General features: G+C 60.4%; 30 protein-coding genes. 21 read left to right on the top strand and 9 right to left on the bottom strand.

Going from position 1 to position 25,190, the window contains the following annotated elements; all coding sequences use genetic code 11:
• The first annotated feature begins 91 nt into the window (after positions 1-91).
• Complete coding sequence (locus tag ACU0FH_RS12160) at positions 92-331, top strand: DUF1127 domain-containing protein (protein ID WP_446194864.1); 240 nt, start codon at positions 92-94, stop codon at positions 329-331.
• 198 nt (positions 332-529) lie between these two features.
• On the top strand, positions 530-1,075 hold the full coding sequence (locus ACU0FH_RS12155) for a chloramphenicol phosphotransferase CPT family protein (RefSeq protein WP_446194863.1): 546 nt from the start codon (positions 530-532) through the stop codon (positions 1,073-1,075).
• Positions 1,076-1,170: 95 nt separating this feature from the next.
• Here ACU0FH_RS12155 and ACU0FH_RS12150 read toward each other — a convergent pair whose 3' ends face one another.
• Positions 1,171-1,368 (bottom strand): hypothetical protein, encoded by a 198-nt coding sequence (locus ACU0FH_RS12150; protein WP_446194862.1) that lies wholly within the window; start codon positions 1,366-1,368, stop codon positions 1,171-1,173.
• Positions 1,369-1,446: 78 nt separating this feature from the next.
• On the opposite strand from ACU0FH_RS12150, the gene ACU0FH_RS12145 reads away from it, so the two are divergent.
• The 8 genes from ACU0FH_RS12145 to rplQ all read left to right on the top strand — a co-directional run bounded on the left by ACU0FH_RS12145 (position 1,447) and on the right by rplQ (position 7,846).
• Positions 1,447-2,046 carry a TetR/AcrR family transcriptional regulator gene (locus ACU0FH_RS12145; protein ID WP_446194861.1) on the top strand — a complete coding sequence of 200 codons (600 nt, stop codon included), beginning with the start codon at positions 1,447-1,449 and terminating at the stop codon, positions 2,044-2,046.
• A gap of 403 nt (positions 2,047-2,449) precedes the next feature.
• Complete coding sequence (rplO, locus tag ACU0FH_RS12140) at positions 2,450-2,923, top strand: 50S ribosomal protein L15 (RefSeq protein ID WP_238373022.1); 474 nt, start codon at positions 2,450-2,452, stop codon at positions 2,921-2,923.
• A 109-nt stretch (positions 2,924-3,032) separates the two neighbouring features.
• On the top strand, positions 3,033-4,397 hold the full coding sequence (gene secY / locus ACU0FH_RS12135) for a preprotein translocase subunit SecY (RefSeq protein WP_238373021.1): 1,365 nt from the start codon (positions 3,033-3,035) through the stop codon (positions 4,395-4,397).
• Positions 4,394-5,056, top strand: coding sequence for an adenylate kinase (locus tag ACU0FH_RS12130; protein ID WP_238373020.1), 663 nt, complete (start codon positions 4,394-4,396; stop codon positions 5,054-5,056). Before secY ends, ACU0FH_RS12130 begins: the two co-directional genes overlap by 4 nt.
• A gap of 301 nt (positions 5,057-5,357) precedes the next feature.
• Positions 5,358-5,726 (top strand): 30S ribosomal protein S13, encoded by a 369-nt coding sequence (rpsM, locus tag ACU0FH_RS12125; RefSeq protein WP_238373019.1) that lies wholly within the window; start codon positions 5,358-5,360, stop codon positions 5,724-5,726.
• 12 nt (positions 5,727-5,738) lie between these two features.
• Positions 5,739-6,128 carry a 30S ribosomal protein S11 gene (gene rpsK, locus ACU0FH_RS12120; RefSeq protein ID WP_088635308.1) on the top strand — a complete coding sequence of 130 codons (390 nt, stop codon included), beginning with the start codon at positions 5,739-5,741 and terminating at the stop codon, positions 6,126-6,128.
• Positions 6,129-6,244: 116 nt separating this feature from the next.
• Positions 6,245-7,261, top strand: a complete 1,017-nt coding sequence (locus ACU0FH_RS12115) for a DNA-directed RNA polymerase subunit alpha (protein WP_238373018.1) — start codon at positions 6,245-6,247, stop codon at positions 7,259-7,261.
• Between the two features lie 165 nt (positions 7,262-7,426).
• Positions 7,427-7,846 carry a 50S ribosomal protein L17 gene (gene rplQ, locus ACU0FH_RS12110; RefSeq protein ID WP_446194859.1) on the top strand — a complete coding sequence of 140 codons (420 nt, stop codon included), beginning with the start codon at positions 7,427-7,429 and terminating at the stop codon, positions 7,844-7,846.
• Between the two features lie 70 nt (positions 7,847-7,916).
• Here rplQ and ACU0FH_RS12105 read toward each other — a convergent pair whose 3' ends face one another.
• Complete coding sequence (locus ACU0FH_RS12105) at positions 7,917-8,387, bottom strand: host attachment family protein (protein WP_446194857.1); 471 nt, start codon at positions 8,385-8,387, stop codon at positions 7,917-7,919.
• Between the two features lie 42 nt (positions 8,388-8,429).
• Positions 8,430-8,663, bottom strand: a complete 234-nt coding sequence (locus ACU0FH_RS12100) for a hypothetical protein (protein WP_446194855.1) — start codon at positions 8,661-8,663, stop codon at positions 8,430-8,432.
• Between the two features lie 119 nt (positions 8,664-8,782).
• On the opposite strand from ACU0FH_RS12100, the gene ACU0FH_RS12095 reads away from it, so the two are divergent.
• The 11 genes from ACU0FH_RS12095 (at position 8,783) to ACU0FH_RS12045 (ending at position 19,458) form a co-directional block, all read left to right on the top strand.
• Complete coding sequence (locus ACU0FH_RS12095; protein WP_446194854.1) at positions 8,783-10,177, top strand: trypsin-like peptidase domain-containing protein; 1,395 nt, start codon at positions 8,783-8,785, stop codon at positions 10,175-10,177.
• A gap of 3 nt (positions 10,178-10,180) precedes the next feature.
• A complete protein-coding gene (locus tag ACU0FH_RS12090; protein WP_446194852.1) occupies positions 10,181-11,503 on the top strand; it encodes a replication-associated recombination protein A in 1,323 nt (440 codons plus the stop codon).
• A gap of 4 nt (positions 11,504-11,507) precedes the next feature.
• Positions 11,508-11,849, top strand: coding sequence for a RidA family protein (locus ACU0FH_RS12085; protein WP_446194850.1), 342 nt, complete (start codon positions 11,508-11,510; stop codon positions 11,847-11,849).
• A 54-nt stretch (positions 11,850-11,903) separates the two neighbouring features.
• Entirely contained in the window at positions 11,904-12,284 is a 381-nt protein-coding gene (gene crcB, locus ACU0FH_RS12080; protein ID WP_446194848.1) for a fluoride efflux transporter CrcB, read from the top strand.
• Positions 12,281-13,336, top strand: coding sequence for an RluA family pseudouridine synthase (locus tag ACU0FH_RS12075; RefSeq protein ID WP_446194846.1), 1,056 nt, complete (start codon positions 12,281-12,283; stop codon positions 13,334-13,336). The genes crcB and ACU0FH_RS12075 overlap by 4 nt, the downstream gene beginning before the upstream one ends.
• Positions 13,330-14,007, top strand: a complete 678-nt coding sequence (locus tag ACU0FH_RS12070) for an HAD-IA family hydrolase (protein ID WP_446194844.1) — start codon at positions 13,330-13,332, stop codon at positions 14,005-14,007. The genes ACU0FH_RS12075 and ACU0FH_RS12070 overlap by 7 nt, the downstream gene beginning before the upstream one ends.
• Entirely contained in the window at positions 14,004-14,723 is a 720-nt protein-coding gene (locus ACU0FH_RS12065) for an ATP12 family chaperone protein (RefSeq protein WP_446194842.1), read from the top strand. Before ACU0FH_RS12070 ends, ACU0FH_RS12065 begins: the two co-directional genes overlap by 4 nt.
• Before the next feature lie 237 nt (positions 14,724-14,960).
• Positions 14,961-15,977, top strand: coding sequence for an amino acid ABC transporter substrate-binding protein (locus ACU0FH_RS12060; RefSeq protein ID WP_238373007.1), 1,017 nt, complete (start codon positions 14,961-14,963; stop codon positions 15,975-15,977).
• 139 nt (positions 15,978-16,116) lie between these two features.
• Complete coding sequence (locus tag ACU0FH_RS12055; protein ID WP_446194839.1) at positions 16,117-17,355, top strand: amino acid ABC transporter permease; 1,239 nt, start codon at positions 16,117-16,119, stop codon at positions 17,353-17,355.
• Position 17,356: 1 nt separating this feature from the next.
• On the top strand, positions 17,357-18,655 hold the full coding sequence (locus ACU0FH_RS12050) for an amino acid ABC transporter permease (protein WP_446194837.1): 1,299 nt from the start codon (positions 17,357-17,359) through the stop codon (positions 18,653-18,655).
• 11 nt (positions 18,656-18,666) lie between these two features.
• Positions 18,667-19,458, top strand: coding sequence for an amino acid ABC transporter ATP-binding protein (locus ACU0FH_RS12045; protein WP_446194836.1), 792 nt, complete (start codon positions 18,667-18,669; stop codon positions 19,456-19,458).
• Between the two features lie 161 nt (positions 19,459-19,619).
• On the opposite strand, the gene ACU0FH_RS12040 is transcribed toward ACU0FH_RS12045, so the two are convergent.
• From ACU0FH_RS12040 to yidC, 6 genes are all read right to left on the bottom strand, one after another.
• Complete coding sequence (locus ACU0FH_RS12040) at positions 19,620-20,123, bottom strand: SixA phosphatase family protein (RefSeq protein WP_446194835.1); 504 nt, start codon at positions 20,121-20,123, stop codon at positions 19,620-19,622.
• Positions 20,120-20,767, bottom strand: coding sequence for a ferredoxin (locus tag ACU0FH_RS12035; protein WP_446194834.1), 648 nt, complete (start codon positions 20,765-20,767; stop codon positions 20,120-20,122). The genes ACU0FH_RS12040 and ACU0FH_RS12035 overlap by 4 nt, the downstream gene beginning before the upstream one ends.
• On the bottom strand, positions 20,768-21,631 hold the full coding sequence (gene argB, locus ACU0FH_RS12030; RefSeq protein ID WP_088635325.1) for an acetylglutamate kinase: 864 nt from the start codon (positions 21,629-21,631) through the stop codon (positions 20,768-20,770). It abuts the gene before it with no gap.
• A gap of 88 nt (positions 21,632-21,719) precedes the next feature.
• Entirely contained in the window at positions 21,720-22,370 is a 651-nt protein-coding gene (yihA, locus tag ACU0FH_RS12025; RefSeq protein WP_446194833.1) for a ribosome biogenesis GTP-binding protein YihA/YsxC, read from the bottom strand.
• The gene (locus tag ACU0FH_RS12020; protein ID WP_446194832.1) at positions 22,370-23,113 is read right to left on the bottom strand and encodes an MOSC domain-containing protein; all 744 of its coding nucleotides are present in this window, start codon (positions 23,111-23,113) and stop codon (positions 22,370-22,372) included. Before ACU0FH_RS12020 ends, yihA begins: the two co-directional genes overlap by 1 nt.
• The gene (gene yidC, locus ACU0FH_RS12015; RefSeq protein WP_446194830.1) at positions 23,110-24,927 is read right to left on the bottom strand and encodes a membrane protein insertase YidC; all 1,818 of its coding nucleotides are present in this window, start codon (positions 24,925-24,927) and stop codon (positions 23,110-23,112) included. The genes ACU0FH_RS12020 and yidC overlap by 4 nt, the downstream gene beginning before the upstream one ends.
• Positions 24,928-25,190: the final 263 nt, after the last annotated feature.

Below are 25,190 nucleotides of genomic sequence, written 5' to 3'. Positions count from 1 at the left end.
TCCCGCCGCAGCCTATGCTGCATTGCAGAATATATCGACGGCCCGGTGCGACAGGTAAGACGCCGGTGCCCAGACAGACAGGAATAAGATCATGACCACCATCACCCGTACCGCCATCGCTGCCCCGTCCTTTGCTGACCGCTTCCGTGCGCTCGTTGACTCGGTCAAGGCCGCTCAGGCCCGCCGCGCCGTTTACAAGCGCACCCTGAACGAGCTGCACAGTCTCAGCGCCCGCGATCTTGGTGATCTGGGTATCTCGCGCAACAACCTGCGCGCCATCGCCTACCAGGCTGCCTATGAGGGCGAGACCCGGCTGAACGGCCGCGCCTGATCCCTCCGCCTCCAAGGGCGGTACTCTTCCTTGTTAACCAGTGAGACCTCCTGTCCGCGACAGGGGGTCTTGTTTTTGGAGGTGTCCGCAAATCTTGTTGGTCAGCACGGCGGACATTCCCGACATTCAGCGCTAGAAACGTCACTAAGGGCGATGTCTTCGTGGTAGATGCGGCACCCCAGACACAGGAGCACGTGGATGGCCCAAATCATCTTTCTGCATGGGCCGTCTAGCAGCGGCAAATCCACCATCGCGCGGGCTTTGCAGGCGCAGATCGAAGTGCCCTTCTGGCACATCTCCATCGACCACCTTCGGGATGGCGGTGTCCTGCCAATGGCGCGCTTCAAGGCAGGCGAATTCGACTGGGCAGCTGCCAAACCCGCTTTCTTTGACGGATTCCATATGTCGCTGGCTTCTTACGCGAATGCCGGGAACAACCTCATCCTCGAGCACATCTTGGACAATGACCATTGGCTTCCGGACCTTCAGCATCTGCTGACAGGGCATGACATCTACTTCGTAGGGGTTCACTGCGCCCTACCGACCCTCTCGGCCCGAGAGATCAGCCGAGGCGACCGCCCCATCGGTAGTGCACAGCTCGATTTCGAAACGGTTCATCTCGGCAAGCGATACGATCTGGAAGTGCAGTCGGAAGATGGCCCTGAACATAACGTCAATTTAATCCTCGAAGGATGGCGCACTAGAAAGCGGGTGTCCGACTTTTTCGTGTCCTGCGACCTGTGAAGGTCAGCTTCGGTCTCTTTCCAGTCCTTAGCCGCGGTCTGTCTGGTGGTCCGGATTCCGGGACACAGTGAACTTTCGCCGCAGTTGCACAGATGTCAGCTTTGGGTTCGACGGATCAGCTTCATCCAGCGCGGCTGTTGCCACATCGCAATGCCACTCAGTGCGATGATTGGAAAGACGCCAAACTGGATCAGCGCCTGAAACGCCAAATTGCTACTGAGCGTCGGACTGTAAACATACGCTCCAATCAGAAGTGCAACTGCCAAATGGGTATATCGAAATGGCTTGCGCATTTTGTTACTCCCTATTGCGTGGCCTTAGATAACTCGATATTGCCAGTGTCAATATACCTGTAACTGGACAGTGTCAATATGCCAAGAAAGAAGGACTACCATCACGGAGGCGTTAAGACGGAGTTGATCAATGCCGCAGTGAAAGCGTTAAAGACCCAGTCTCTGGAAGCCGTAAGCATGCGCAAGCTGGCGGCTGCGATTGGGGTAAGCCACAACGCGCCCTACATGCACTTCAAAGATAAGGAAGCGCTTTGGCTCGCGATCTCGGATGCCGGCTTTGAACGTTTGAGCAAGGAGATCAATCGAGAGATCGCGATGCATTCGCTTTGGAGGGAGCGGTTGGTTGCTGGCTGCAAGGCCTATGTGAGATTTGCCGAAAACAATCGCGAGTACATGCTCGTGATGTTCCGCCCATCGACTCCGGGTATTGTACGAACACTTTCACCAAAAGGAGCAGAAGCGTTGGGGCTATTGATCCGCGAGCTGACAGCCGGAGCAGCGTCAGGTGAGATTGAAAACACGGACCCTGAGAAACTTGCCGTATTGATCTGGCTCATGCTTCACGGTTTGACAATGGCAAAGCTTCAGATTGGCGGGGAGCGCGGTCCGTTGCGGCAACTCGGCAGTGAAGACCGAATTGGCTGGATGTTAGATAAGGTACTTGCAATGCATAGCTGAGAAGCTGTCATTCGTGGACTGCCCGGCATCTGTCTTTCTGGGCTCGAAGCGGTCCTTCGATGCTCGTGGCCCAAGACGACTTGCGGACACCGCATTTTTTTCGATGCCATGAAGGGGGCGCTGCCCCCATCGGCCATGGGCCGATTCCCCCGGAGTATTTTCGGCAAGAGGAAAAGACTGGAGCGGGGAGGCGATTGCGCGCGTAATCCGACGCCAGGACAGGATGCCGCGCGCGGGTTTTCGGGCCTTGAAACGGGGGCGGGCTGGGCGTATACGCCCGTGGTGGCCTCGATCGGGGCGACTCGTCTATGGCGATCCGGCGCACCGGGCGCCTTTTATCAAGAAACGCCGAGGTCGGCCGCTCCCGTCGCTGGGGGCCGCATCCGGCAAAGGAGAAGCGACAATGAAACTGCACGAACTTCACGACAATCCTGGCGCAACCAAACGTCGTCAGCGCGTTGCCCGTGGTCCCGGCTCTGGCAAGGGCAAGATGGGTGGCCGTGGTATCAAGGGTCAGAAATCCCGTTCGGGTGTGGCGATCAACGGCTACGAAGGCGGCCAGATGCCGCTTTACCAGCGTCTGCCCAAGCGGGGCTTTAACAAGCCGAACCGCAAGGAATACGCGGTTGTGAACCTGGGCCTGATCCAGAAATTCATCGAAGCCGGCAAGCTGGACGCGAAATCCGCGATCACCGAGGATGCGCTTATTGCCTCCGGACTGGTGCGCCGCAAGCGTGACGGTATCCGCGTTCTGGCCAAGGGTGACTTTACCTCCAAGGCCACGATCGAAGTGACCGGTGCTTCGAAATCCGCTGTCGAGCTCGTCGAAAAAGCCGGTGGCTCGCTCACCGTCACATCCGCAGCTGCGGCAGAGTAATGGGTTGTGAGCGGCGCCTGCGCCGCTTACATAGACCCATGTTTTCCCTTGACGCCGCCCGGACCGGAAAACGGTTTAGGGCGGCGTTCTAGCAAAAGAGACCTGTTTCATGGTATCAGCAGCAGAACAGATGGCGGCCAATACAAGCTGGGCAGCGCTCGGCAAGGCCACCGATCTGCGCAACCGCATCCTGTTTACGCTTGGGCTATTGGTCGTCTACCGGCTGGGCACCTTTTTGCCGGTTCCCGGTATCGACGGCGCCGCTCTGCGCGAGTTCATGGAATCGGCGGGGCAGGGCATTGGCGGCATGGTTTCCATGTTCACCGGCGGTGCGCTGGGGCGGATGGGCATTTTTGCCCTTGGTATCATGCCCTATATCTCGGCCTCGATCATCGTCCAGCTGTTGACCGCGATGGTTCCCCAGCTCGAGCAGCTCAAGAAAGAGGGCGAGCAGGGGCGCAAGAAGATCAACCAATACACCCGCTATGGCACGGTGGTGCTGGCGACGGCGCAGGCCTATGGTCTGGCGGTTTCGCTGGAATCCGGTGACCTTGCGACCGATCCGGGCATGTATTTCCGCATCGCCTGCATGATAACCCTTGTCGGCGGTACCATGTTCCTGATGTGGCTGGGTGAGCAGATCACCGCGCGCGGCATCGGCAACGGTATTTCGCTGATCATCTTTGTCGGCATCATCGCCGAGGTTCCCGCCGCGCTGGCGCAGTTCTTTGCCTCGGGCCGGTCGGGCGCGGTAAGCCCGGGTGTGATCGTCGGTGTCATATTGATGATCATCGTCACCATCACCTTCGTGGTCTTCATGGAACGTGCCCTGCGTAAGATCCATATCCAGTATCCGCGCCGTCAGGTCGGGATGAAGGTCTATGACGGCGGTTCCTCGCACTTGCCGGTCAAGGTCAACCCCGCTGGCGTGATCCCCGCGATCTTTGCTTCCTCGCTGCTGCTCTTGCCGACCACCATCGCCACCTTCAGCCAGGGCGCGGCGCAGGGGTCGGTGATGAGCTGGCTGCTCGCCAACTTCGGTCCTGGACAGCCGCTTTATCTGCTGTTCTTCGTGTCGATGATCGTGTTCTTTGCGTATTTCTACACGTTCAACGTCTCGTTCAAACCCGATGACGTGGCCGACAACCTCAAGAACCAGAACGGCTTTGTGCCGGGGATCCGTCCGGGCAAGCGCACCGCCGATTACCTTGAATACGTGGTCAACCGTATCCTCGTGCTCGGCTCGGCCTATCTGGCGCTGGTCTGCCTGCTGCCGGAAATCCTGCGCGGCCAGTTCTCGATCCCGTTCTACTTTGGCGGCACCTCGGTGCTGATCGTCGTGTCGGTGACGATGGATACGATCCAGCAGGTTCAGAGCCATCTTCTGGCACATCAATACGAAGGGCTGATCGAAAAGTCGCAACTGCGCGGCCGGTCCAAGAAAAAAGGCAAGCGGAGTCCGACGCGTCGATGAATATCATTCTTTTGGGGCCTCCGGGCGCAGGTAAGGGTACGCAGGCGCGTACATTGGTGGAAAAGCGCGGGATGGTGCAGCTCAGCACCGGCGACATGCTCCGCGAGGCCAAGGACTCGGGCACCGAGATGGGCAATATCGTCGCCGACGTGATGGCGCGCGGCGGTCTTGTCACCGATGAGATCGTGATCGGCCTGATCCGCGAAAAGCTTGCGACGGTGAAGGCGAACGGGTTCATCTTTGACGGCTTCCCCCGCACGCTGGGGCAGGCCGATGCGCTGGACAAGCTGCTGGCCGACGAAGGCCAGAAGCTGGATCAGGTGATCGAGATGCGCGTCGATGACGCCGCGCTTGTTGCCCGGATCACGGCCCGGTCGACCTGTGCCAATTGCGGTGAAGTCTATAACGACAACACCAAGCCGATACCGGCAGATGGCAAATGCGCCAATTGCGGTGGCACCGAATTCAAGCGCCGCGCAGACGATAACGAGGAAAGCCTCAAGACCCGTCTGATGGAGTATTACAAGCAGACCTCGCCGCTGATCGGTTACTACTACGTCAAGAAGATCATCTGCCGCGTCGACGGGCTTGCCGATATCAAGACGGTCGAAGCCGAAATCGCCGAGGTTCTGGACCGCGTCGCCAAGGTCGACGCCTGAGGTCAATCTTTCTGCAAGGGGCCCGTGCGGCCCTTTGCCCGCCAGACGATGTTTCAGATTTCGTTTGCGCAAACAGTTCCGGAGATGCTCAAAACGCATCCTGTGTCAACTGGCTCTTGACGCTTCGGCGAAAACCCCATATCGACCCACATCTCGCAAGAGAATCAATTTGTGCGCGATTCTTTAACAGACCGCACGCAGACCACCTCATACTGCTGGGCCCTCTGGCGACACTGCCAGGGTCAAGCGTTGTGAAAAAAGGTTCTGGAGCTACGGAACCGCAACGAAAGGAAAGTGACACGTGGCACGTATTGCCGGCGTAAATATCCCGACTGCCAAACGGGTACCGATCGCGCTCACCTATATCACCGGAATCGGCCAGGCATCCGCCAAAGCCATCTGCGATGCCGTCGGTATCGACCAGACCCGCCGTGTGAACGAGCTGAGCGACAGCGAAGTCCTGTCGATCCGCGAACATATCGACGCCAACTTCACCGTGGAAGGTGACCTGCGTCGTGAAACCCAGATGAACATCAAGCGTCTGATGGATCTGGGCTGCTATCGCGGTCTGCGCCACCGCCGGAATCTGCCGGTTCGTGGTCAGCGCACCCATACCAACGCACGTACCCGCAAAGGCCCCGCAAAGGCCATTGCCGGCAAGAAGAAGTAAGGGGACGCACAGATGGCTCGCGAAAAGACACGCACCAAGCGTAAGGTTTCCAAGAACATCGCCGCTGGCGTTGCTCATGTGAACTCGTCGTTCAACAACACCAAAATCCTGATCTCTGACGTGCAGGGCAACGCGATCTCTTGGTCGTCCGCCGGCACCATGGGTTTCAAAGGCTCGCGGAAATCGACACCCTACGCAGCTCAGATGGCTGCCGAGGATGCAGGCCGCAAAGCTCAGGAACATGGCGTCAAGACGCTCGAAGTCGAAGTTCAGGGCCCCGGTTCGGGTCGTGAATCGGCGCTTCGTGCCCTGGCCGCTGTCGGTTTCAACATCACGTCGATTCGTGACGTGACGCCGATGGCCCACAACGGCTGCCGCCCGCCAAAGCGTCGCCGCGTCTGATACCAGATTTATAAACTGGGGCTGCGCAGCTTTTTGCGCGGCCCCATTACGTCATTTTAAACCTCGGGCGTCGGCACCTTCGTGGACATGGGGCGCGGACAGGAATGGAGGGACACATGATCCATAAGAATTGGGCAGAACTTATCAAGCCGACCCAGCTTGACGTCAAGCCGGGCAACGATCCCGCACGTCTCGCGACGGTCGTAGCTGAACCGCTCGAGCGCGGCTTTGGTCTGACGCTTGGCAACGCGCTGCGTCGCATCCTGATGTCGTCGCTTCAGGGCGCCGCCATCACCTCGGTCCAGATCGACAACGTGCTGCACGAATTTTCGTCCGTTGCCGGAGTACGCGAAGACGTAACCGACATCATCCTGAACCTCAAGCAGGTTGCCCTGCGCATGGAAGTCGAAGGCCCCAAGCGCCTCTCGATCAATGCCAAAGGCCCGGCAGTCGTCACCGCCGGTGACATCAGCGAAAGCGCCGGGATCGAGATCCTGAACCGCGATCACGTGATCTGCCACCTCGACGACGGCGCCGACCTGTTCATGGAACTGACCGTCAACACCGGCAAAGGTTATGTCGCGGCTGACAAGAACAAGCCCGAAGACGCCCCCATCGGCCTGATCCCGATCGACGCGATCTATTCGCCGGTCAAGAAAGTGTCCTATGACGTTCAGCCGACCCGTGAAGGTCAGGTGCTCGACTATGACAAACTGACCATGAAAGTCGAAACCGATGGCTCGATCACCCCGGACGATGCCGTAGCCTTCGCTGCGCGTATCCTTCAGGACCAGCTGTCGATCTTCGTGAACTTCGACGAACCCGAATCCGCTGGCCGTCAGGACGACGACGACGGGCTCGAGTTCAACCCGCTCCTGCTCAAGAAAGTCGACGAGCTGGAACTGTCCGTACGTTCGGCCAACTGCCTCAAGAACGACAACATCGTTTACATTGGCGATCTGATCCAGAAGACCGAAGCCGAGATGCTCCGCACCCCGAACTTTGGCCGCAAGTCGCTGAACGAGATCAAGGAAGTCCTGTCCGGCATGGGTCTGCACCTTGGCATGGACGTCGAGGACTGGCCGCCCGACAACATCGAAGATCTGGCGAAAAAGTTCGAAGACGCCTTTTAATTGATGCACGCCCCGATGTACGGGGGGTGTACAGGGGGTGCACAGATGTCACCCCCTGAAAAATGCCCGGAATAGGCCGGGGAAAAGACGGGCAATCCCGCCCCAACAGAACCGCTGACACGCATCGGCGGTCGTACAAAGAATAAGCTGAGAAGGAACTAGAAAATGCGTCACGCACGTGGTTACCGCCGCCTCAACCGCACCCATGAACACCGCAAGGCGCTGTTTGCGAACATGGCCGGCTCGCTCATCGAACATGAGCAGATCAAGACGACCCTGCCCAAGGCAAAAGAACTTCGCCCGATCATCGAAAAGATGATCACGCTCGCCAAGCGCGGCGACCTGCACGCCCGCCGTCAGGCTTCGTCCAAGCTGAAGGAAGAGCAGTACGTCGCGAAACTCTTTGACGTTCTGGGCCCGCGCTACAAGGACCGTCAGGGCGGCTACGTCCGCGTCCTCAAAGCCGGTTTCCGCTATGGCGACATGGCTCCGATGGCAATTATCGAATTCGTTGACCGCGACCGCGACGCTAAAGGCGCCGCAGACAAGGCACGCGTCGCTGAAATGGCAGACGCCGACGAATAAATCCTTCGGGATCTGGAATAAGAAAAGGCGCCCGAGAGAGGGCGCCTTTTTTCTTTCTATCCGACGTATGTCAGGTCAACTCGCTTTCACGTTCGTCGAGTTCCTTTTTGACCAGTTCCTCGATCTTGTTGATCGGGTGGTTGGTCAATGTCTTAGGAATTTCTGCGACGATCTTGTCGGTCACTTCCTTATGCATGTCGTCGCGCAGATTGCCCAACACCTGAGGCGAAGCCACAATGATCAGCCTTTCGAATTCGCCCTTATGGGCTTTTTCGTACAGGATATCAGACAGGTGGCTTGCAAAGCGTTCCTTTTGGAGCTCGTGCCAATCGGTGTCGTCCATCGAAGAACGCTGCTGCACGCCAGTGTCATTCATCCGTCCCGGCCGGTTTGCCGACTGTTCCCGATCCGAAGGGTTTTCCTGCTCTTCGCTCTCCATCATGTCGAGATTGGGGTTCTCGTGATCGGTAAGGTTGCGCAGGAACAATGCCTTTTCGCTATCGGTTACCACAACCCAAGTGTTTTCTATTATTTTGGCCATGATTGCCTCCATTAATGTCGCGTCTGGTCGAAACGGGGTGAGTTAGCTGCCGGTTCCGTGGTGACCGCCAAGATTTCCTTGGCCTTTCTCATCGGATTTATGAACGCGGGTCGTGCCGGCATCGTCGCCTTTTTCGGCGCGTTTCAGCAGGTCTCTGGTGCCGACCTTTCGTTCCAGATTGCCGCCTGCGCGGCCGCCTTGATCCGGCGTCTCGGTATCGTCGATGAATTTTTCGGTTTCGCGGGTTCCATCCTTCGAACGGTGTCTCTCAGCCATGTCGAGCCTCCTTTAGTGGTTCAGGGAAACAACCACTCGGCGCAGCGATTGTTCCACTGCTGATGGCTTGCAAACCCGGTCGGGCTGCGCATATCAGGGGCTATCTCGGAGGGTTACGAATGCGAAATATTCTGCTTGCCACCCTGCTTTTGGTCACACCGGCGCTGATCGCGCCGCCGGTCACGGCGGAAACCCGGATACCGCAGAGCGAGGCCGAAATCGCTCTTGGCTTTGCGCCGCTGGTCCGACGTGCCGCTCCGGCGGTGGTCAACATCTACGCGCGCCGTGTGGTCGAGGCGCAGGCCAGCCCCTTTGCGGGCGATCCGTTTTTCGAACAGTTCTTTCAGGGCTTTGGCAAGCCGCAACCGCGGGTCCAGAACTCGCTTGGGTCCGGTGTGATCCTTTCTGCGGATGGTATCGTCGTGTCGAATTTTCACGTGGTAGGACAGGCAACAGACATCCGCGTCGTGATGACCGACCGTCGTGAATATTCGGCCCATGTTGTGCTGGCCGATCAGGAATCCGATCTGGCGATCCTGCAACTCGACGGCGCGACCAATCTGCCGCATCTGGAGTTGCGCGATTCCGATCACGTCGAGGTCGGCGAATTGGCGCTTGCAATCGGCAACCCTTTTGGCGTTGGGCAGACCGTCACCAGCGGGATCGTTTCGGGGCTGGCGCGATCCGGCATGGCAACCGGTAATGCGCGCGGCTATTTTCTGCAAACCGACGCGCCGATCAACCCGGGCAATTCGGGCGGGGCGCTGATTGACGTGAACGGGGCGCTGATCGGGATCAACACCTCGATCCTCAGCCGCTCGGGCGGGTCGAACGGGATCGGCTTTGCCATCCCGTCAAACCTTGTCGCGGAATTCGTCAAGCAGGCCCGCGATGGCGAAGAGGGTTTCCAGCGGCCCTGGGCTGGCATGGCCGGTCAGCCGGTCGATAGCGACCTTGCCGCGTCGCTGGGGCTGAGCGTACCGGATGGAATCATCATCTCGGACCTCCACGCCGACAGTCCCTTTGCCGCCGCCGGGTTCGAGGTTGGCGACGTGATCACCCATGTGGCCGGTCAGCCGGTCAATTCGCCGTCCGAGATGATCTTTCGCATGACCGTCACCGGCATTGGCAATACGGCCATGGTGACCCGTGTCCGCAAAGGTCGCGCTGGCGAGATCGAAGTGGCGATGGAACCCGCTCCCGACACGCCCCCGTCGCAGGAACTCACGCTGAGCGACGACACGGTGCTGCCGCAGTTGCAGGTTGCGCGGATCAATCCCGCGCTGATCGCGCGCTATGGTCTGCCGCTTGATATCAACGGCGTCCTGATCACCGACACCGGCTCCTATGGGGCACGGGCCGGGTTGAAACGGCTCGACATCATCCGCGCGATCAACGGCGACCCGGTCGAGACGACCGCCGAAGTCGAAGAGGAGCTCAGCGATCCGGGCCGCTGGGTGCAGCTTGATCTGGAAAGGGCCGGACGATTGCTGTCGCTCCGGTTCCGGCTGTAACCGGTGGCCGATCTGTTCGACAAGGGAGAGGCGCCCGCCGAACCTGAACGCAACCGTCCGCTGGCCGATCGGCTACGGCCGCAGTCGCTGGGCGAGGTGATCGGACAGGAGCAGGTGCTGGGGCCGGATGCGCCGCTGGGCGCGATGCTCGCGGCGGGCAGTCTGGGCAGCCTGATCCTCTGGGGGCCGCCGGGCGTGGGCAAGACCACCATCGCCCGCCTGCTGGCCGACGCGAGCGATCTGCATTTCGTCCAGATCAGCGCGATTTTCACCGGTGTGGCAGATCTCAAGAAAGTCTTCGAGTTGGCCAAGATACGGCGGGGCAATGGGCAGGGAACCCTTCTGTTCGTCGACGAAATCCACCGTTTCAACAAGGCGCAGCAGGATGGATTCCTGCCCTACATGGAAGACGGCACCATCATGCTGATTGGTGCAACGACCGAGAACCCCTCGTTCGAGCTGAACGCCGCGTTGTTGAGCCGGGCGCAGGTCCTGGTATTGGAACGGCTTTCCCCGGCCGATCTGGAACGGCTGACCCAGCGGGCAGAGAAAGAGCTTGGCCGTCCGCTGCCCCTGACCGGCGCGGCGCGGGATACGCTGCATGAGATGGCCGATGGGGATGGGCGAGCGCTTTTGAACCTGATCGAGCAGGTCACCGCGTGGAAGATCGACACGCCGTTGGACCCGACGGCGCTTGGCGCGCGGCTGATGCGACGGGCCAGCAAGTACGACAAGTCGGGGGATGAGCATTACAACCTGATCTCGGCTCTGCATAAATCGGTGCGCGGATCCGACCCGGATGCGGCGCTTTACTGGTTCGCGCGGATGCTGACCGGCGGCGAGGACCCGCGCTATCTGGCGCGGCGCATCCTGCGTATGGCGATCGAGGATATCGGTCTTGCCGATCCGCAGGCCCAGACCGTCTGCCAGCACGCATGGGAAACTTATGAGCGCCTCGGCAGCCCCGAGGGCGAGCTGGCGCTGGCGCAGGCGGTTGCCTATCTCGCGCTCGCGCCGAAATCGAACGCGGGATACGTGGCCTATAAGGCGGCGATGCAACTGGCGAAAAAGACCGGATCGGCTCCGCCACCCAAGCATATCCTCAACGCGCCCACCTCGATGATGAAGGATCAGGGCTATGGCGCGGGATATGCCTATGACCACGATGCAGAGGATGCGTTCTCCGGGCAGAACTATTTCCCGGATGACGTCAAACGCCCGGTGCTCTATGCCCCGGTCGAGCGCGGATTCGAGCGCGAATTGAAAAAGCGGGTGGACTGGTTCGCAAAAAAGCGCGCCGAACGCCAGCGACAGGACAAGGAATGACCCCATGATCGAACGTTTCGACACCAACCAGCGGATGAGCCAGATCGTCAAGCATAACGACACCGTCTATCTCGCCGGTCAGGTCTCCAAGGGCGACAGCGTCGCGGCGCAGACCCAAGGCTGCCTCGACCAGATCGACGCGCTTCTGGCGCGTGTTGGCTCGGACAAGACCAAGATCCTGCAGGCGGTGATCTGGATGGCCGACATGGCCGATTTCGCCGAAATGAACGAAGTCTGGGACGCATGGGTGCCCGAGGGCAACGCCCCCGCGCGTGCGGCTGGCGAATCCAAGCTCGCGACCGAGGAGTTCCGCGTCGAAATCATCATCACGGCCGCCTGCGACTGACCCACGGGCAGGGCCGCTTGACATCCGGCCCCGCAGGGGCGAGGGAGCGCGATCATGATCCAGACCGTATCTCTTGTCGCCCTTGGCGGGGCTATCGGCGCCTCGCTGCGCTATCTTGCTGGCGTGGCGATCCTGCGGCTTATCGGCCAGCAGGCGATGCCGCTGGGCGTGATTACGGTCAATATCGTCGGCTCGTTCCTGATGGGCGTCTTCGTGAGTGCCGCCGCGCAAAAGGGCCTGACACATTACGCGCCCTTCGTGATGACGGGCATACTGGGCGGGTTCACGACGTTTTCGTCCTTTTCCCTTGAAACGATTACCTTGTTCGAACGGGGCGAAACCGGTTTGGCCGCCCTATATGTACTGTTGTCGGTGGCCGTTTCGATCGGTGCGCTGGCGTTTGGGATGTTTCTGACGAAAGGGCTCTGGGCATGAGCGGCGTACAGATGATCACGGTAGCGGATGATGACGGCGATCAGCGGCTTGACCGCTGGCTGCGCCGTATGTTCCCGCATGTCAGCCAGGGGCGTATCGAAAAGATGTGCCGCAAGGGCGAGCTTCGCGTCGATGGCGGGCGGGTCAAGGGCGCAACGCGGTTGATGCCCGGCCAGCAGGTACGCATCCCGCCGCTGCCCGACAGCGATAACCGTCCGGCCCCTGCGCCGACCCGGGTTTCCGAGGCGGATGCCAAGATGATCCGGTCTTGCGTGATCTATCGCGACGATCAAGTGATGGCGCTGAACAAACCGCCCGGGCTGGCTGTGCAGGGCGGATCGGGCCAGACGCGTCACGTGGACGGGCTGGCCGAGGCGCTGATGTTTGACCTCGACGAGAAACCGCGTCTTGTGCACCGGATCGACAAGGATACCTCGGGCGTTCTGCTGCTGGCGCGGACGCGTTCGGTCGCGGCGGATCTGACCGCCAGCTTCCGGCATCGCGAAACGCGTAAGATCTACTGGGCCGTGGTGGGGGGCGTGCCGCATCCCAAGGCCGGAACGATCAAGACCGGTCTGGTCAAGGCGGCGGGCCACGGGGCAAAAGGCGAGGGGGAGAAGATGGTCAATGTCCATCCCCGCGATATCGACGACACGCCGGGCGCAAAACGCGCGGTCAGCGAATATATGGTGATCGAGGCGGCGGCGAAACGGGCCGCCTGGATGGCGCTGACGCCGATCACCGGGCGGACGCACCAATTGCGCGCGCATATGGCCGAGCTTGGCCACCCGATCATTGGCGACGGCAAATACGGCGGCTCGGCGCAGGAAAACCTTGGCGATGGCTGGGGCGCGCAGCTTGGCGGTGACATTTCCAAGAAACTGCACCTGCATGCACGCTCGCTGACGATTGAACATCCCGTCTCCAAGGCCAAGCTGCATATCACCGCGCCTCTGCCCGATCACATGCAGCATACATGGGACACCTTTCAGTGGGACACCCGCGAAGTGCCGGAAGACCCGTTTGACGACGAAGCGTGGGAGCAATGGTGAAACTGGTCATTTTCGATGTGGACGGCACGCTGGTCGACAGCCAGGCCACGATCCTTGGCGCGATGACGGCGTCATTTGCCAGCCTCGACATGCCCGCGCCGGACCGGGCCGCGATCCTGTCGATTGTTGGCTTGTCGCTGGATCAGGCTATGTTCCGGCTGGTGCCCGAGCGCCCGCTGGAAGAGCGCGATGCGCTCGTCGCAGGCTATCGTAACGCCTATTCAACCCACCGCGCGCAGACCGGCGCGGCGGCGGGCTCGCCTCTTTATCCCGGTGCGCTCGACGTGATCGAAACGCTTGCCGCCCGCGATGACGTGTTGCTGGGCATCGCCACGGGTAAATCGCGGCGGGGCCTGACGGCGCTGCTCGCCGATCATGGGCTGGAGAAGCGTTTCGTGACGACGCAGGTGGCGGATGACCACCCGTCCAAACCGCATCCGTCGATGATCCTGACCGCGCTGGCCGAGTCAGGCTGCGAGGCCGGGAATGCCGTAATGATCGGCGATACGAGTTATGACATGGAAATGGCCCGCAATGCCGGTGTCACCGGGATCGGTGTCGGCTGGGGCTATCACGCGCCCGCAGAGCTTGCCAAGGCGACGCCGCATGTGCTGGACGATTTCGCCGGTTTGCCGGGGGTGCTCGAACAGATCTGGAGGGACACCGCATGAGCGAATGGAAAGCGCGCCGGTTCTGGAAGGCAGCCGAGGTCGCCGAGGCCGAGGGTGGGTATACGGTTCTCCTTGACGGTCGTTCGGTCAAAACGCCGAACAAGACGCTGCTGGTCGTGCCGGGGGCGGATATGGCGGCGGAGATCGCCCGTGAATGGGACGAACAGGAAGGGGTGATCAACCCGCTTTCGATGCCTTTTACCCGGTCCGCGAATTCGGCGCTCGACAAGGTCGCGCCGCAAAAGGCCGAGGTCGCCGATATGCTTACGGGCTACGGCGACAGCGATCTGCTTTGTTACCGTGCGGACGCACCCGACGAGTTAGTCGCTCGGGAAAGCGCTGCCTGGGATCCATTGCTCGACTGGGGTGCTGAAAATTTAGGCGCGCGACTCGAGCCGCGCGTTGGCGTCATGCACGCCCCGCAGGATGAAGCGGCCATGGCCCGCCTCTCCGCCCTTGTGCATGAAATGTCCCCTTTCGAACTGACCGGTTTTCACGATCTCGTCAGCCTTTCCGGCTCGCTGGTTATCGGTTTTGCGGCGGCGCGAAATGAGCGCGGAATCGACGATCTCTGGAACTTGTCGCGTCTGGACGAGCTCTGGCAGGAGGAACAATGGGGCGCGGATGACGAGGCGACCGAGATGGCCGAGATCAAGCATCAGGCCTTTGTTCACGCCAAACGATTCTACGATTTGTCGCGTCCCGACCAGGGGTGAGCCACGCGCGGGTGACGTAAGGACAGGTGTGATCGGGACCGTAACTCCTGCGCAAACAGGTGATTTTGCCGGGCTCGTGAAATCGTTTTGTTTGATCAGTCCCTTGACGTTTGTTGATGAATCCGCCCAAACTTAGGCGCACTAAGGGGGGAGTGAACACCCTTAGAATTTTCGTTCGGCATATAAAATGCCAACTAGTCGCCCGCTACGAGGCGGAAAAATCAGGAAGAGGTAAAAATGAAGAAATCCGTATTCTTAGGCGCGCTAACCGTTGCCGGCTTGGCAGCAGGTGCAGCGGCCGCAACGACGCTGGAAGACGTCAAGGCACGCGGTAAGCTGAACTGCGGCGTGACGACCGGTCTCGTTGGCTTTGCGGCGCCTGACGCCAATGGTGAGTGGAACGGTTTTGACGTTGCCGTCTGCCGTGCCGTCGCCGCCGCCGTTCTGGGTGACGCTTCCGCCGTCGAATTCGTTCCGACCACCGGCAAGACACGCTTTACCGCTCTCGCTTCCGGCGAGATCGACATGCTGGCGCGTAACACCACCTGGACCTTCTCGCGCGATGTCGACCTCAAGTTCGAATTCGTCGGCGTGAACTACTACGACGGTCAGGGCTTCATGATCCCGAAAGAGCTGGGCGTATCCTCGGCCAAGGATCTCGACGGCGCCACCGTCTGCATCCAGACCGGTACCACCACCGAGCTGAACCTCGCGGACTTCTTCCGCGCCAACAACATCAGCTACGAGCCGGTTCCGATCGAAACCAACGCCGAAGCGCAGCAGCAGTACCTTGCCGGTGCCTGCGACGTTTATACCACGGACGCTTCCGGCCTGGCCGCAACCCGCGCCACCTTCGAAGATCCGACTGCGCACGTCCTGCTGCCGGAAATCATCTCCAAAGAGCCGCTCGGCCCGCTTGTCCGCCATGGCGACAACGAATGGGGTGATATCGTGCGCTGGACCCTGAACGCCCTGATCGCTGCTGAAGAATACGGCGTTTCCTCGGCCAACATCGGTGAACTGGCAAGCGGCACCGACAACCCGGAAATCAACCGTCTGCTCGGCACCGAGGGTACCCTCGGCGAGATGCTCGGCCTTGACCTCGAATGGGCCAAGCGCGCGATCATGGCAAACGGCAACTACGGCGAAATCTTCGCAAAGAACATCGGTGAAACCACTCCGATCGGTCTGGCCCGTGGCCTGAACGCTCAGTGGACCGATGGCGGCCTGCTCTACTCGCCGCCCTTCCGCTAAGAACTCTTCGGGAAAGGCGCAGGATAACACCTGCGCCTTTTTCGCAATAAGACCAATAAGATAAACAACACACGATCTTCATTGAGCCGGGATATACCTGGCCGGCAGAAAAGATCGCAGAGCCAGACAGGGACGTCACATGACGACAATTACTGACCCTCCCAAGGGCGAATTCCGGCTATCTATGCTCTTGTACGACACGCGCTATCGGTCGATGACCCTGCAGGTCATCGCGGCGCTCGTGCTCGCACTTGCATTGGCCTATCTCTACCGCAACCTCGCCACCAACCTGAGCGAAGCCGGTCTGAACATTTCGTTCGAGTTTCTGGGCAGCCCTGCGGGCTATGACATCAACCAGACACTGATCGAATACACCAGCCGGTCCAGTAACCTTCGTGCCGCTATCGTCGGCATTCTCAACACGCTGCTGGTCGCCTTCCTCGCTTGTGTTACGGCGACGGTGTTCGGCGTTCTCGCCGGTGTACTGCGCCTCTCGAACAACTGGCTCGTGCGCAAGCTTATGGCGGTTTATGTCGAGGTCTTCCGGAATATCCCGGTCCTGATCTGGATCATCATCATCTTCACGATCATGACCGCGGTCATGCCCAGCCCCAGCGCTTTCCGCGGCGATGATCCCGACAGTTCGATGCTGTTCAATCTATTCGCCTTCACCAACCGGGGCGTTTATGTGCCCGGACCTTTTTTCACGCAGGGCATCGGCGGCGAAGAAGGCAGCATCTTCAACTGGCTGCTGGTAATCGCGGTTCTGGTCGGGTCCTTCTTTGCGACCCGCGCCGTGACGCACCGCGCGAACAACATTCAGGAAAAGACCGGCGTCCGCCCCAAGACGCTCTGGATCAATCTCGCCATCTGGTTCGTGCCGATCATCCTGCTTTGCATTCTGCTTGGGCTGTCATGGGATGTGCCCGTCCTCAAAGGCTTCAACTTTGGCGGTGGCCTCAAGGTCGGTGGTCCGCTGATCGCGCTCTGGTTCGCTCTGTCGATCTATACCGGGGCCTTCATCGCGGAAAACGTCCGTGCGGGTATTTTGTCGGTCTCGAAGGGCCAGACCGAAGCCGCGTCGGCGCTTGGCATACGTCCGCGCCGCGTGATGAGCCTCGTCGTGCTGCCGCAGGCGCTTCGGGTGATCATTCCGCCGCTGATCTCGCAATATCTCAACATCACCAAGAACTCGTCCCTCGCCATCGCGGTGGGCTATGCCGACATTACGGCAACGCTGGGCGGGATCACCCTAAACCAGACCGGGCGCGCCATTGAATGCGTGCTGTTGCTGATGCTGTTCTACCTCGTCATCTCGCTGCTGATCTCCGCGGGGATGAACGTGTACAACAACACCATCAAGCTGAAGGAGCGCTGAGATGTCCGATACACATGCACAGTCCGTTGCCTTCGTCCGCGACACGGCAATTCCCGCCGCCCCCGCGCCGGCCAATGAAACCGGCCCGGTCAAATGGCTGCGTGAAAACCTCTTTGCCACATGGGCCAATGCGCTGCTGACCATCGCCGCGCTTTTCGTCATCTACCTCATCCTGTCCGCGACCTTGCCGTGGATTCTGGGTGGTGTCTGGACCACCTCCTCGCTGTCGGAATGCCGCGAGGTTCTGGCCGGCGAGACAGGCGCCTGTTTCTCGGTGCTGTCCGAACGCTGGAACCAGCTCCTCTTCGGGTTCAAATACCCAAGCGAGTTGTACTGGCGGCCAACTCTCGCGCTGGTGATGCTTTTCGTCGCCGCAGCCCCGGTGCTGTTCTTCGATCTGCCGCGCAAGCTGCTCATCTTCACCGCGCTTTACCCGTTCATCGCCTTCTGGCTGATCTGGGGCGGCAGCATCCTTGTGCCCATCGTGGCCCTCCTTGGCGTGGTCGGCGGCTATCTCGTCTATAGCCGTTTTGTTACGCAGAGCTTTGCAACCGGGTTCTTCGGCGGCATCGTCGCGGCGCTGATCATATGGTATATCGGCGGTTTCATCACCGAGGCGCTGGCTCCGGCCAATCCGATGCTGGCGGCGGTACCCTCGCGCGATCTGGGCGGCTTCATGCTGAACCTGATGCTGGGTGTGACCTGCGTGTCCCTGTCGATCCCCCTTGGGATCGCCCTCGCGCTGGGCCGGCAGAGTTCGATGCCGCTGATCAAGGGAATCTGCGTCATCTTCATCGAGTTCATCCGCGGTGTGCCGCTGATTACGCTGCTCTTCGTAGCGTCGGTGATGCTGGCCTATTTCTTCCCGCCTGAGGCCAATGTCGACCTGTTCCTGCGGGTGGTGATCATGATCACCATGTTCTCCTCGGCCTATATCGCCGAGGTGATCCGGGGCGGTCTCGCCGCCCTTCCCAAGGGCCAGTACGAGGCAGCCGACAGTCTGGGTCTGGAATATGCTCAGGCCATGCGGCTGATCATACTGCCACAGGCGCTCAAGATCTCGATCCCCGGCATCGTCAACATCGCCGTGGGCCTGTTCAAGGACACGACACTCGTCTCGGTGATTTCCATGTTCGACCTCGTCGGCATGATCCGCGGACCAATCCTCGCCTCGACCGAATGGAACGGCGTCTACTGGGAACTCCTCGGCTTTGCAGCCCTGCTGTTCTTCGTCGTCTGCTACGGCATCTCTCAATATTCGCAGTGGCTTGAACGCCGTCTCGCGACAGATCATCGCTAAGGAGTTCCCTCATGGCTGACACCGCTGAAACCCAGAAAATCGAGACCTCCAAGATGGAGGTCTCCGACGAGGTCGCGATCTCGATCCAGAAGATGAACAAGTGGTACGGAGCTTTCCACGTGCTGCGCGACATCGACCTGACCGTGTACCGGGGCGAGCGCATCGTGATCTGCGGGCCTTCGGGCTCGGGGAAATCGACCCTCATCCGCTGCATCAACGCGCTCGAGGAACACCAGAAAGGCTCGATCACGGTCGATGGCACGCTCTTGTCCTCGGACCTCAAGAATATCGACAAGATCCGCTCCGAGGTCGGCATGTGCTTCCAGCACTTTAATCTCTTCCCGCATCTGACCATTCTCGAAAACTGCACGCTGGCCCCGATCTGGGTGCGCAAGACGCCCCGGAAAGAGGCGGAAGCGACAGCGATGCATTTCCTCGAAAAGGTCAAGATCCCGGATCAGGCGCACAAATACCCCGGCATGCTCTCGGGCGGTCAGCAGCAGCGTGTGGCGATCGCCCGTTCGCTCTGCATGCGCCCCCGCATCATGCTCTTCGACGAACCCACCTCCGCGCTCGACCCGGAGATGATCAAGGAAGTGCTCGACACGATGATCGAACTCGCCGAAGAAGGCATGACCATGCTCTGCGTGACGCATGAAATGGGCTTCGCACGGCAGGTCGCCAACCGGGTGATCTTCATGGACCAGGGCCAGATCGTCGAACAGAACGAACCGGAAGAGTTCTTCAAGAACCCGCAAAGCCCGCGGACCCAGCTCTTCCTGAGCCAGATTCTCGGCCACTAAGCTCTGAGCCCTCTAAATCCTAACGCCCCGGCTCCACGTCGGGGCGTTTCGCATTTCGCAAAACCCTAAACGCCCGCCAAACGTCGCCCTTTTCCTCTTGCGTAAAATACTCCGGGGGAGTCGGCCATCGGCCGACGGGGGCAGCGCCCCCTGCCGCCGTTTCAGCCGGTCTCGCCCATCAGCTCCCGCGGCACAACAAAATCCACCGCTTCACCACTGCCAAAGGTCACCGAGGCCCAGAAATTATCGGGGAAATCGACCACCAGCGTCGCGCCGGTGGGGTACTCGTCGAACCGGGGGTGATCCACCGGATCGCCCAGGATCATCTCGGCGAAACCGGCAATCCCCGGGTTGTGCCCGATCATGAGCACCGTATCGCCCTTGGCCTTGCGTAGAGATGACAGCATTGTCTCAATTCCGGCGTGGTAAAGAGAATCCAGCACCCGCGGCGCGACCGAGAGGTTCAGCCCGTCACAGGTCTGCTGCGTCCGCACCGCCGAGGAACAGAGGATTTCATCCGGCAGGTAGTCGTTCGCCCGCAGCCAGTCCCCCAGCAGCCGGGCCGAGATCACGCCCCGGTCGTTCAGCGGACGCTTGTGGTCATCCATGTCCGGTGTGGCCCAGCTGGACTTGGCGTGGCGCATCAGGATCAGGGTCTTGGTCATCGGCGGTGAAAAGCCTCCATATGAAGGGCGGATTGCGCCGCCGTGCGTCCGGCGCCGGCGCTGACCGGGCAGGCCAGCCGCACGGCGCAGCCGCGTGTCATGCAGGATTGCCGCCCTGGCCCGGTATCGAGATAGGCGTGGCAGGCATCCAGACGATATCCGTGCATATCACTCAGCGCGCCAACGGGACAGGCCGAAACACAGGGACGTGATTCACAGGAAACGCACGGGTTTTCCGAGGTCGGCGCGGGCAGGGGGATCGAACAGGTCAGATGCAGCGCTCCACGATAGGAAATCATCATCCCCACTCGGTCATGAACAAGCATCCCCACCGGACTCTGCCAGGCGCGCCCGGAATCGACCGCCCAGCGGATGAACGGCGCATAGGGCGGACCTCCAAAGGGAAAGATCGCTTCGGCGTCCAGCCGGGCCGCAAGCTCGCCGACAACGCGCTCTGACCAGCGATCCACCGGATCCGCTCCGTCGTCTTTTGCCTCGGGCGCCGTGCTGAACACGTCCCAGAACCCCGGACCGGCACCAAGTAGGATCATGCTGCGCCGGTCCTCTTCCAGCGCACCCATCACGATCAGCCCGGCCGCCTCGGCCAAAGCTGAAATCTCATCGTATTCGGGGTAACGGCTCACTTAGTCCGGTCGGATCAGCGATCCGGCCCCGTGCTCGGTAAACAACTCGAGCAGGCAGGCATTGGGCGCACGACCGTCAAGGATGACCACGGCGCGCACGCCCCCGTCAATCGCGTCCAGCGCGGTTTCCGTCTTGGGGATCATCCCACCCGCGATCGTGCCATCTTCGGTCATTTCGCGGATGTGGTGGGCCTTGAGCTCGGTCATGACCTCGCCGGCGGCATTCTTGACACCGGCCACATCGGTCAACAGCAGCAGCCGGTCGGCCTTGAGCGCGGCGGCAATTGCCCCGGCGGCAGTATCGCCGTTGATGTTGAAGGTCTCGCCGTTGCGCCCCATGCCAAGCGGCGCAATGACGGGAATGATCTCTTTCTCGGCGAAATCGCGCAGCAGGGCCGGGTTCACTTCGGTCGGCTTGCCAACCAACCCAAGCTCCGGGTCCTCGTGGTCGCAGACGATCAGACCGCCATCCTTGCCAGAAACGCCAACCGCCCGGCCGCCCTGTTCGGTGATGGCCTGCACGATCTGCGAATTGACGATCCCGCTCAGGACCATCTCGACCACTTCCATGGTCGCCGCATCGGTCACACGCTTGCCGTTCTTGAACTCGGACTTGATCTGAAGGCGTTCGAGCATCTTGTTGATCATCGGGCCGCCGCCATGCACGATCACCGGATTGACCCCGACCTGTCGCATCAGAACAACGTCGCGGGCGAATTCATCCATCGCCTCGTCGCTGCCCATGGCATGTCCACCCAGCTTGATGACCACGGTGGCGTCGTTATAGCGCTGCATATAGGGCAGGGCCTGGCTAAGTGTCCGGGCTGTATTGCCCAAGTCGCGGGTCATATCCTGAGATCTCATTTTAGCTCCCTTTGTCGCGTTATCCGAAAAGGCAGCATGCGGCGCAAGGCCCATGTCGGGCGCGACGCCGGGAATGGGCCGGAACGCGCTATTCGAGCGTTGCGATGATCGAGCGCAAGGTCGGGATGCCCCAGCCCTTTTCGGACGAGGTCATAACGATCTCGGGGTAGGCGGCAGGGTGCTTGGATAGCGCGTCGCGGACCTGAGACAGAACCTTGTCGCGTTCCTTGTCCTTGACCTTGTCGGCCTTGGTCATCACGCATTGAAAGGTCACGGCAGAGCTGTCGAGCAGCTTCAGGATCTCCTGATCCACGGCCTTGATCCCGTGGCGCGTGTCGATCAGCACAAAGGCACGCCGCAGGGTAGGGCGCCCCGAAAGATACTGTTTCAGCAGGCGCTGCCATTTCTCGACCTTGTCCAGCGGCGCGTTGGCATAACCATAACCCGGCAGGTCGACGAGATAGAGTTCGGGCCCTTGGGTGAAAAAGTTGATCTCCTGCGTCCGTCCCGGCGTGTTCGAGGCGCGTGCCAGCGCCTTGGTGCCGGTCAGCGCGTTGATCAGGCTGGATTTGCCGACGTTCGAGCGCCCTGCAAAGCAGACCTCAAGCCGGTCCGCAGGCGGCAGGCCCGACATTGCGACCACGCCCTTGAGGAATTCCGACTGCCCGGCAAAGAGCTTGCGGGCATGTTCAAGTGTGGCATCGTCGGGCGCTTCGGCCAGCGGAAAGGGCAGTTGCATCAGATAACCTCCACCCGGTCGCCCGGGCGGATCGTACCTGGGGTGATGACTTCGGCGCGCACGCTGAAATCCTGATGTCCAAAGGCGTTCAGCGCGGCGAGCGTATCAACATCGTGTTTGCCGGTATCCGGGTTCGATTTGGTCGATGGGCATCTTTCGGTCCGCTCATGTACCCGCAGTACCGCTTCACCGATGCGTACATCCCGGTCCACCCAGGCAAGCTCTTCCCACGCGTCGATGCCATCGAACCAGATATTACCGCGCCAGCGCAGGATCGACAGCTCGTGACCGACCTGCTTTTCCACCTCACGGTGCGAGGCCATGTTGCACAGGGTCACCGAGGCAAGCTTTGTATCTGTCATGCCGCGCCCCGGAACACGTACGATCCGCGCCGGTGCGGCGCGCCCCTCTGGCACCAGCGGCGCAACCCAGTCAAGGAAGGCCTGCGCCTCCGTGTCAGGATCGAAATTCAGATCGCTCAGCTCGGGGTGAAACAGCGTGACCTTGTTATTCGCGTCGTCCAACTGCGCCGAAATTGCCATCAGCGCCGGATTGCGGGACACGATGCTGAAGCTTTGCGGGCGGGCCCAGGCTGTATTGTCGGCCTTGGAATTTTCGTGGGCAACGGCCCATACCCGGTCGCCGGGCACGGTCATCCCGGCGGCCAATGTCACCTCGCTCAGCTCTTCGCGCCCGTGACTCTTTATCGGGTGTCGCCAGATCGAGGTGACGGTTCCGGTCATTTCTTTTCCGCCTTGGGTTTGCGTTTGAAGCCCGACTTGATGTTGCCAAATACGTCCGGCTTATAGCCCTGGCTGCGCATGATCAGGTACTGCTGGGTAAAGGTGATCGTGTTGTTCGCGATCCAGTACACCACCAGCCCGCTCGCAAATCCGCCCAGCATGAACATGAACACCCAGGGCATCCATGCAAAGATCATCTGCTGCGTCGGATCGGTCGGCGCCGGGTTCAGCTTTTGCTGCAGGAACATCGATATACCCAGCAAGAGTGGCAGGATGCCGATAAAGATCAGCGCCATCATCGATCCGGGATCCGGTGCGCCCCAGGGCAGCAGACCGAAGAAGTTGAAGATCGAGGTCGGGTCAGGCGAGGACAGATCCTGAAACGGGCCAAAGAAGGGCTCGTGGCGCAGTTCGATGGTGACAAAGATCACCTTGTAGAGCGAGAAGAAGATCGGGATCTGCAGCAGGATTGGCAGACAGCCCGCCGCCGGGTTCACCTTTTCCTTCTTGTAAAGCTCCATCATGCCCTGCTGAAGCTTTTGCCGGTCGTCGCCGGCATTTTCCTTCAGCTTTTCCATCTGCGGCTGCAATTCCTTCATCTTCGCCATCGAGACGTAGGATTTGTAGGCCAGCGGGAACAGGACCGCCTTGATGATCAATGTCAGGCCGATGATCGACCAGCCCATGTTGCCGATCAGCTCATGGATATGGTGAAGCAGCCAGAAGATCGGCTTGGTCAGGAAAAAGAACCAGCCCCAGTCGATGCTGTCGATGAAACCGACAACGCCGCGGTTTTCGTACTTGCGGATGGTTTCCCATTCTTTGGCACCGGCGAAAAGCTGGGTGGTGACAATCGCCGAGTCGCCATCGGTCACGGTTTGAGTCGGCAGCACGGCCTCGGTCTGGTAGATATCGCGGCGCTCGTCATATTTCGCGACCGATTTGAACGCGGTGCCGGGGGCGGGGATCAGCGTCGACATCCAGTAATGGTCGGTGAACCCGATCCAGCCGTTCTCGGCGACCTGCTCGACTTCGGCGCGCGCGCCTTCGTTCGCGTTCATCTCGAAATCGGGGATATTCTTGTAGGTCACCTCTTCGAGCGTGCCGTCGGACATGCGAACGATGCCTTCATGCAGGATGAAGAATTTCTTCAAGTCCGCCGGTTCACCGTGACGGGCCAGCACGCCATAGGGGGCAAGTCCGACTGTCCCGCCCGAGGCGTTTTCGACCGACTGGGTAACAGTGAACATGAAATCTTCGTCGACTTCGATGGTGCGGCGGAAAGTCAGGCCGTTATCGTTGGCCCAGCGCAGCGTGACAGGGCTGTCGGTGCTCAGCGTCTCGCCGCTTTCGATGGCCCATTCAGTCTTGGGCGAAGGCACGTCGTCCGGAGACAACCCGGCACCGGGCGCCCAGCCGTAAAGCGCGTAATAGGCGTTGGGTGTACCGGCGGGGGCCAGAACCTGAACGATGGGCGAGGCAGGGTCGACATCGACATGGTAGTCCTTGAGGAACAGCTCGTCGATGCGTCCCCCGATCAGAGAGATACTGCCGCGCAGACGCGGCGTTTCGATGGCGATGCGCGGGGCGTTCGCAACGGCCTGCTCGGTCTCGCCCACGATCGCCGTGGTGCCCTGTTCGGTCGTGGCGGTGGCGGGAACGCTTGCTGTCGATCCAGTCTCGGCGGTCTGGCTTGTCTCCGTCTCGGTCGGGTTCTGCTGCGGCGGTTCCGGTGGGAACAGAAACAGCCAGACCAGGATCACCAGCCCGGAAAGTACAGTTGCGAGGATTAGATTCTTGTTCTGATCGTCCATTGGGGACCGGCACCTTCGTCCATGTATGACACCGGTGGGTTCAACAGAGTGCGGCCAGAAAGGTCAAGCCGAATCCGGGTGACATAGGGCCGCGAGGGCCAATTGCAGGGCATAAAACAAGGGAGACCGCGATTCATGCGAAATCCTGCCGGTCGGAGGGTGGGGTGTCAGGTTCCGTTGTGGAACGTGGTTCGCAATGTGACGGACCGGTGCAGTCATCCCCGTTCGGGTGCCGAGGGCGAAGATTCCCGCCAGATAACGCG

The organism is Heliomarina sp., from assembly GCF_052826185.1.
The sequence above is the reverse complement of the archived record's forward strand: the minus strand, read 5'-3'. Positions and strand labels throughout refer to the sequence as shown.

Excerpts from the sequence above, each read along its gene's own strand:
- ACU0FH_RS12160 (WP_446194864.1), top strand. The coding sequence starts at position 92 with ATGACCACCATCACCCGTACCGCCATCGCTGCCCCGTCCTTTGCTGAC.
- ACU0FH_RS12155 (WP_446194863.1), top strand. The coding sequence starts at position 530 with ATGGCCCAAATCATCTTTCTGCATGGGCCGTCTAGCAGCGGCAAATCC.
- ACU0FH_RS12150 (WP_446194862.1), bottom strand. The coding sequence starts at position 1,368 with ATGCGCAAGCCATTTCGATATACCCATTTGGCAGTTGCACTTCTGATT.
- ACU0FH_RS12145 (WP_446194861.1), top strand. The coding sequence starts at position 1,447 with ATGCCAAGAAAGAAGGACTACCATCACGGAGGCGTTAAGACGGAGTTG.
- rplO (WP_238373022.1), top strand. The coding sequence starts at position 2,450 with ATGAAACTGCACGAACTTCACGACAATCCTGGCGCAACCAAACGTCGT.
- secY (WP_238373021.1), top strand. The coding sequence starts at position 3,033 with ATGGTATCAGCAGCAGAACAGATGGCGGCCAATACAAGCTGGGCAGCG.
- ACU0FH_RS12130 (WP_238373020.1), top strand. The coding sequence starts at position 4,394 with ATGAATATCATTCTTTTGGGGCCTCCGGGCGCAGGTAAGGGTACGCAG.
- rpsK (WP_088635308.1), top strand. The coding sequence starts at position 5,739 with ATGGCTCGCGAAAAGACACGCACCAAGCGTAAGGTTTCCAAGAACATC.
- ACU0FH_RS12115 (WP_238373018.1), top strand. The coding sequence starts at position 6,245 with ATGATCCATAAGAATTGGGCAGAACTTATCAAGCCGACCCAGCTTGAC.
- rplQ (WP_446194859.1), top strand. The coding sequence starts at position 7,427 with ATGCGTCACGCACGTGGTTACCGCCGCCTCAACCGCACCCATGAACAC.
- ACU0FH_RS12105 (WP_446194857.1), bottom strand. The coding sequence starts at position 8,387 with ATGGCCAAAATAATAGAAAACACTTGGGTTGTGGTAACCGATAGCGAA.
- ACU0FH_RS12100 (WP_446194855.1), bottom strand. The coding sequence starts at position 8,663 with ATGGCTGAGAGACACCGTTCGAAGGATGGAACCCGCGAAACCGAAAAA.
- ACU0FH_RS12095 (WP_446194854.1), top strand. The coding sequence starts at position 8,783 with ATGCGAAATATTCTGCTTGCCACCCTGCTTTTGGTCACACCGGCGCTG.
- ACU0FH_RS12085 (WP_446194850.1), top strand. The coding sequence starts at position 11,508 with ATGATCGAACGTTTCGACACCAACCAGCGGATGAGCCAGATCGTCAAG.
- crcB (WP_446194848.1), top strand. The coding sequence starts at position 11,904 with ATGATCCAGACCGTATCTCTTGTCGCCCTTGGCGGGGCTATCGGCGCC.
- ACU0FH_RS12075 (WP_446194846.1), top strand. The coding sequence starts at position 12,281 with ATGAGCGGCGTACAGATGATCACGGTAGCGGATGATGACGGCGATCAG.
- ACU0FH_RS12070 (WP_446194844.1), top strand. The coding sequence starts at position 13,330 with ATGGTGAAACTGGTCATTTTCGATGTGGACGGCACGCTGGTCGACAGC.
- ACU0FH_RS12065 (WP_446194842.1), top strand. The coding sequence starts at position 14,004 with ATGAGCGAATGGAAAGCGCGCCGGTTCTGGAAGGCAGCCGAGGTCGCC.
- ACU0FH_RS12060 (WP_238373007.1), top strand. The coding sequence starts at position 14,961 with ATGAAGAAATCCGTATTCTTAGGCGCGCTAACCGTTGCCGGCTTGGCA.
- ACU0FH_RS12055 (WP_446194839.1), top strand. The coding sequence starts at position 16,117 with ATGACGACAATTACTGACCCTCCCAAGGGCGAATTCCGGCTATCTATG.
- ACU0FH_RS12050 (WP_446194837.1), top strand. The coding sequence starts at position 17,357 with ATGTCCGATACACATGCACAGTCCGTTGCCTTCGTCCGCGACACGGCA.
- ACU0FH_RS12045 (WP_446194836.1), top strand. The coding sequence starts at position 18,667 with ATGGCTGACACCGCTGAAACCCAGAAAATCGAGACCTCCAAGATGGAG.
- ACU0FH_RS12040 (WP_446194835.1), bottom strand. The coding sequence starts at position 20,123 with ATGACCAAGACCCTGATCCTGATGCGCCACGCCAAGTCCAGCTGGGCC.
- argB (WP_088635325.1), bottom strand. The coding sequence starts at position 21,631 with ATGAGATCTCAGGATATGACCCGCGACTTGGGCAATACAGCCCGGACA.
- yihA (WP_446194833.1), bottom strand. The coding sequence starts at position 22,370 with ATGCAACTGCCCTTTCCGCTGGCCGAAGCGCCCGACGATGCCACACTT.
- ACU0FH_RS12020 (WP_446194832.1), bottom strand. The coding sequence starts at position 23,113 with ATGACCGGAACCGTCACCTCGATCTGGCGACACCCGATAAAGAGTCAC.
- yidC (WP_446194830.1), bottom strand. The coding sequence starts at position 24,927 with ATGGACGATCAGAACAAGAATCTAATCCTCGCAACTGTACTTTCCGGG.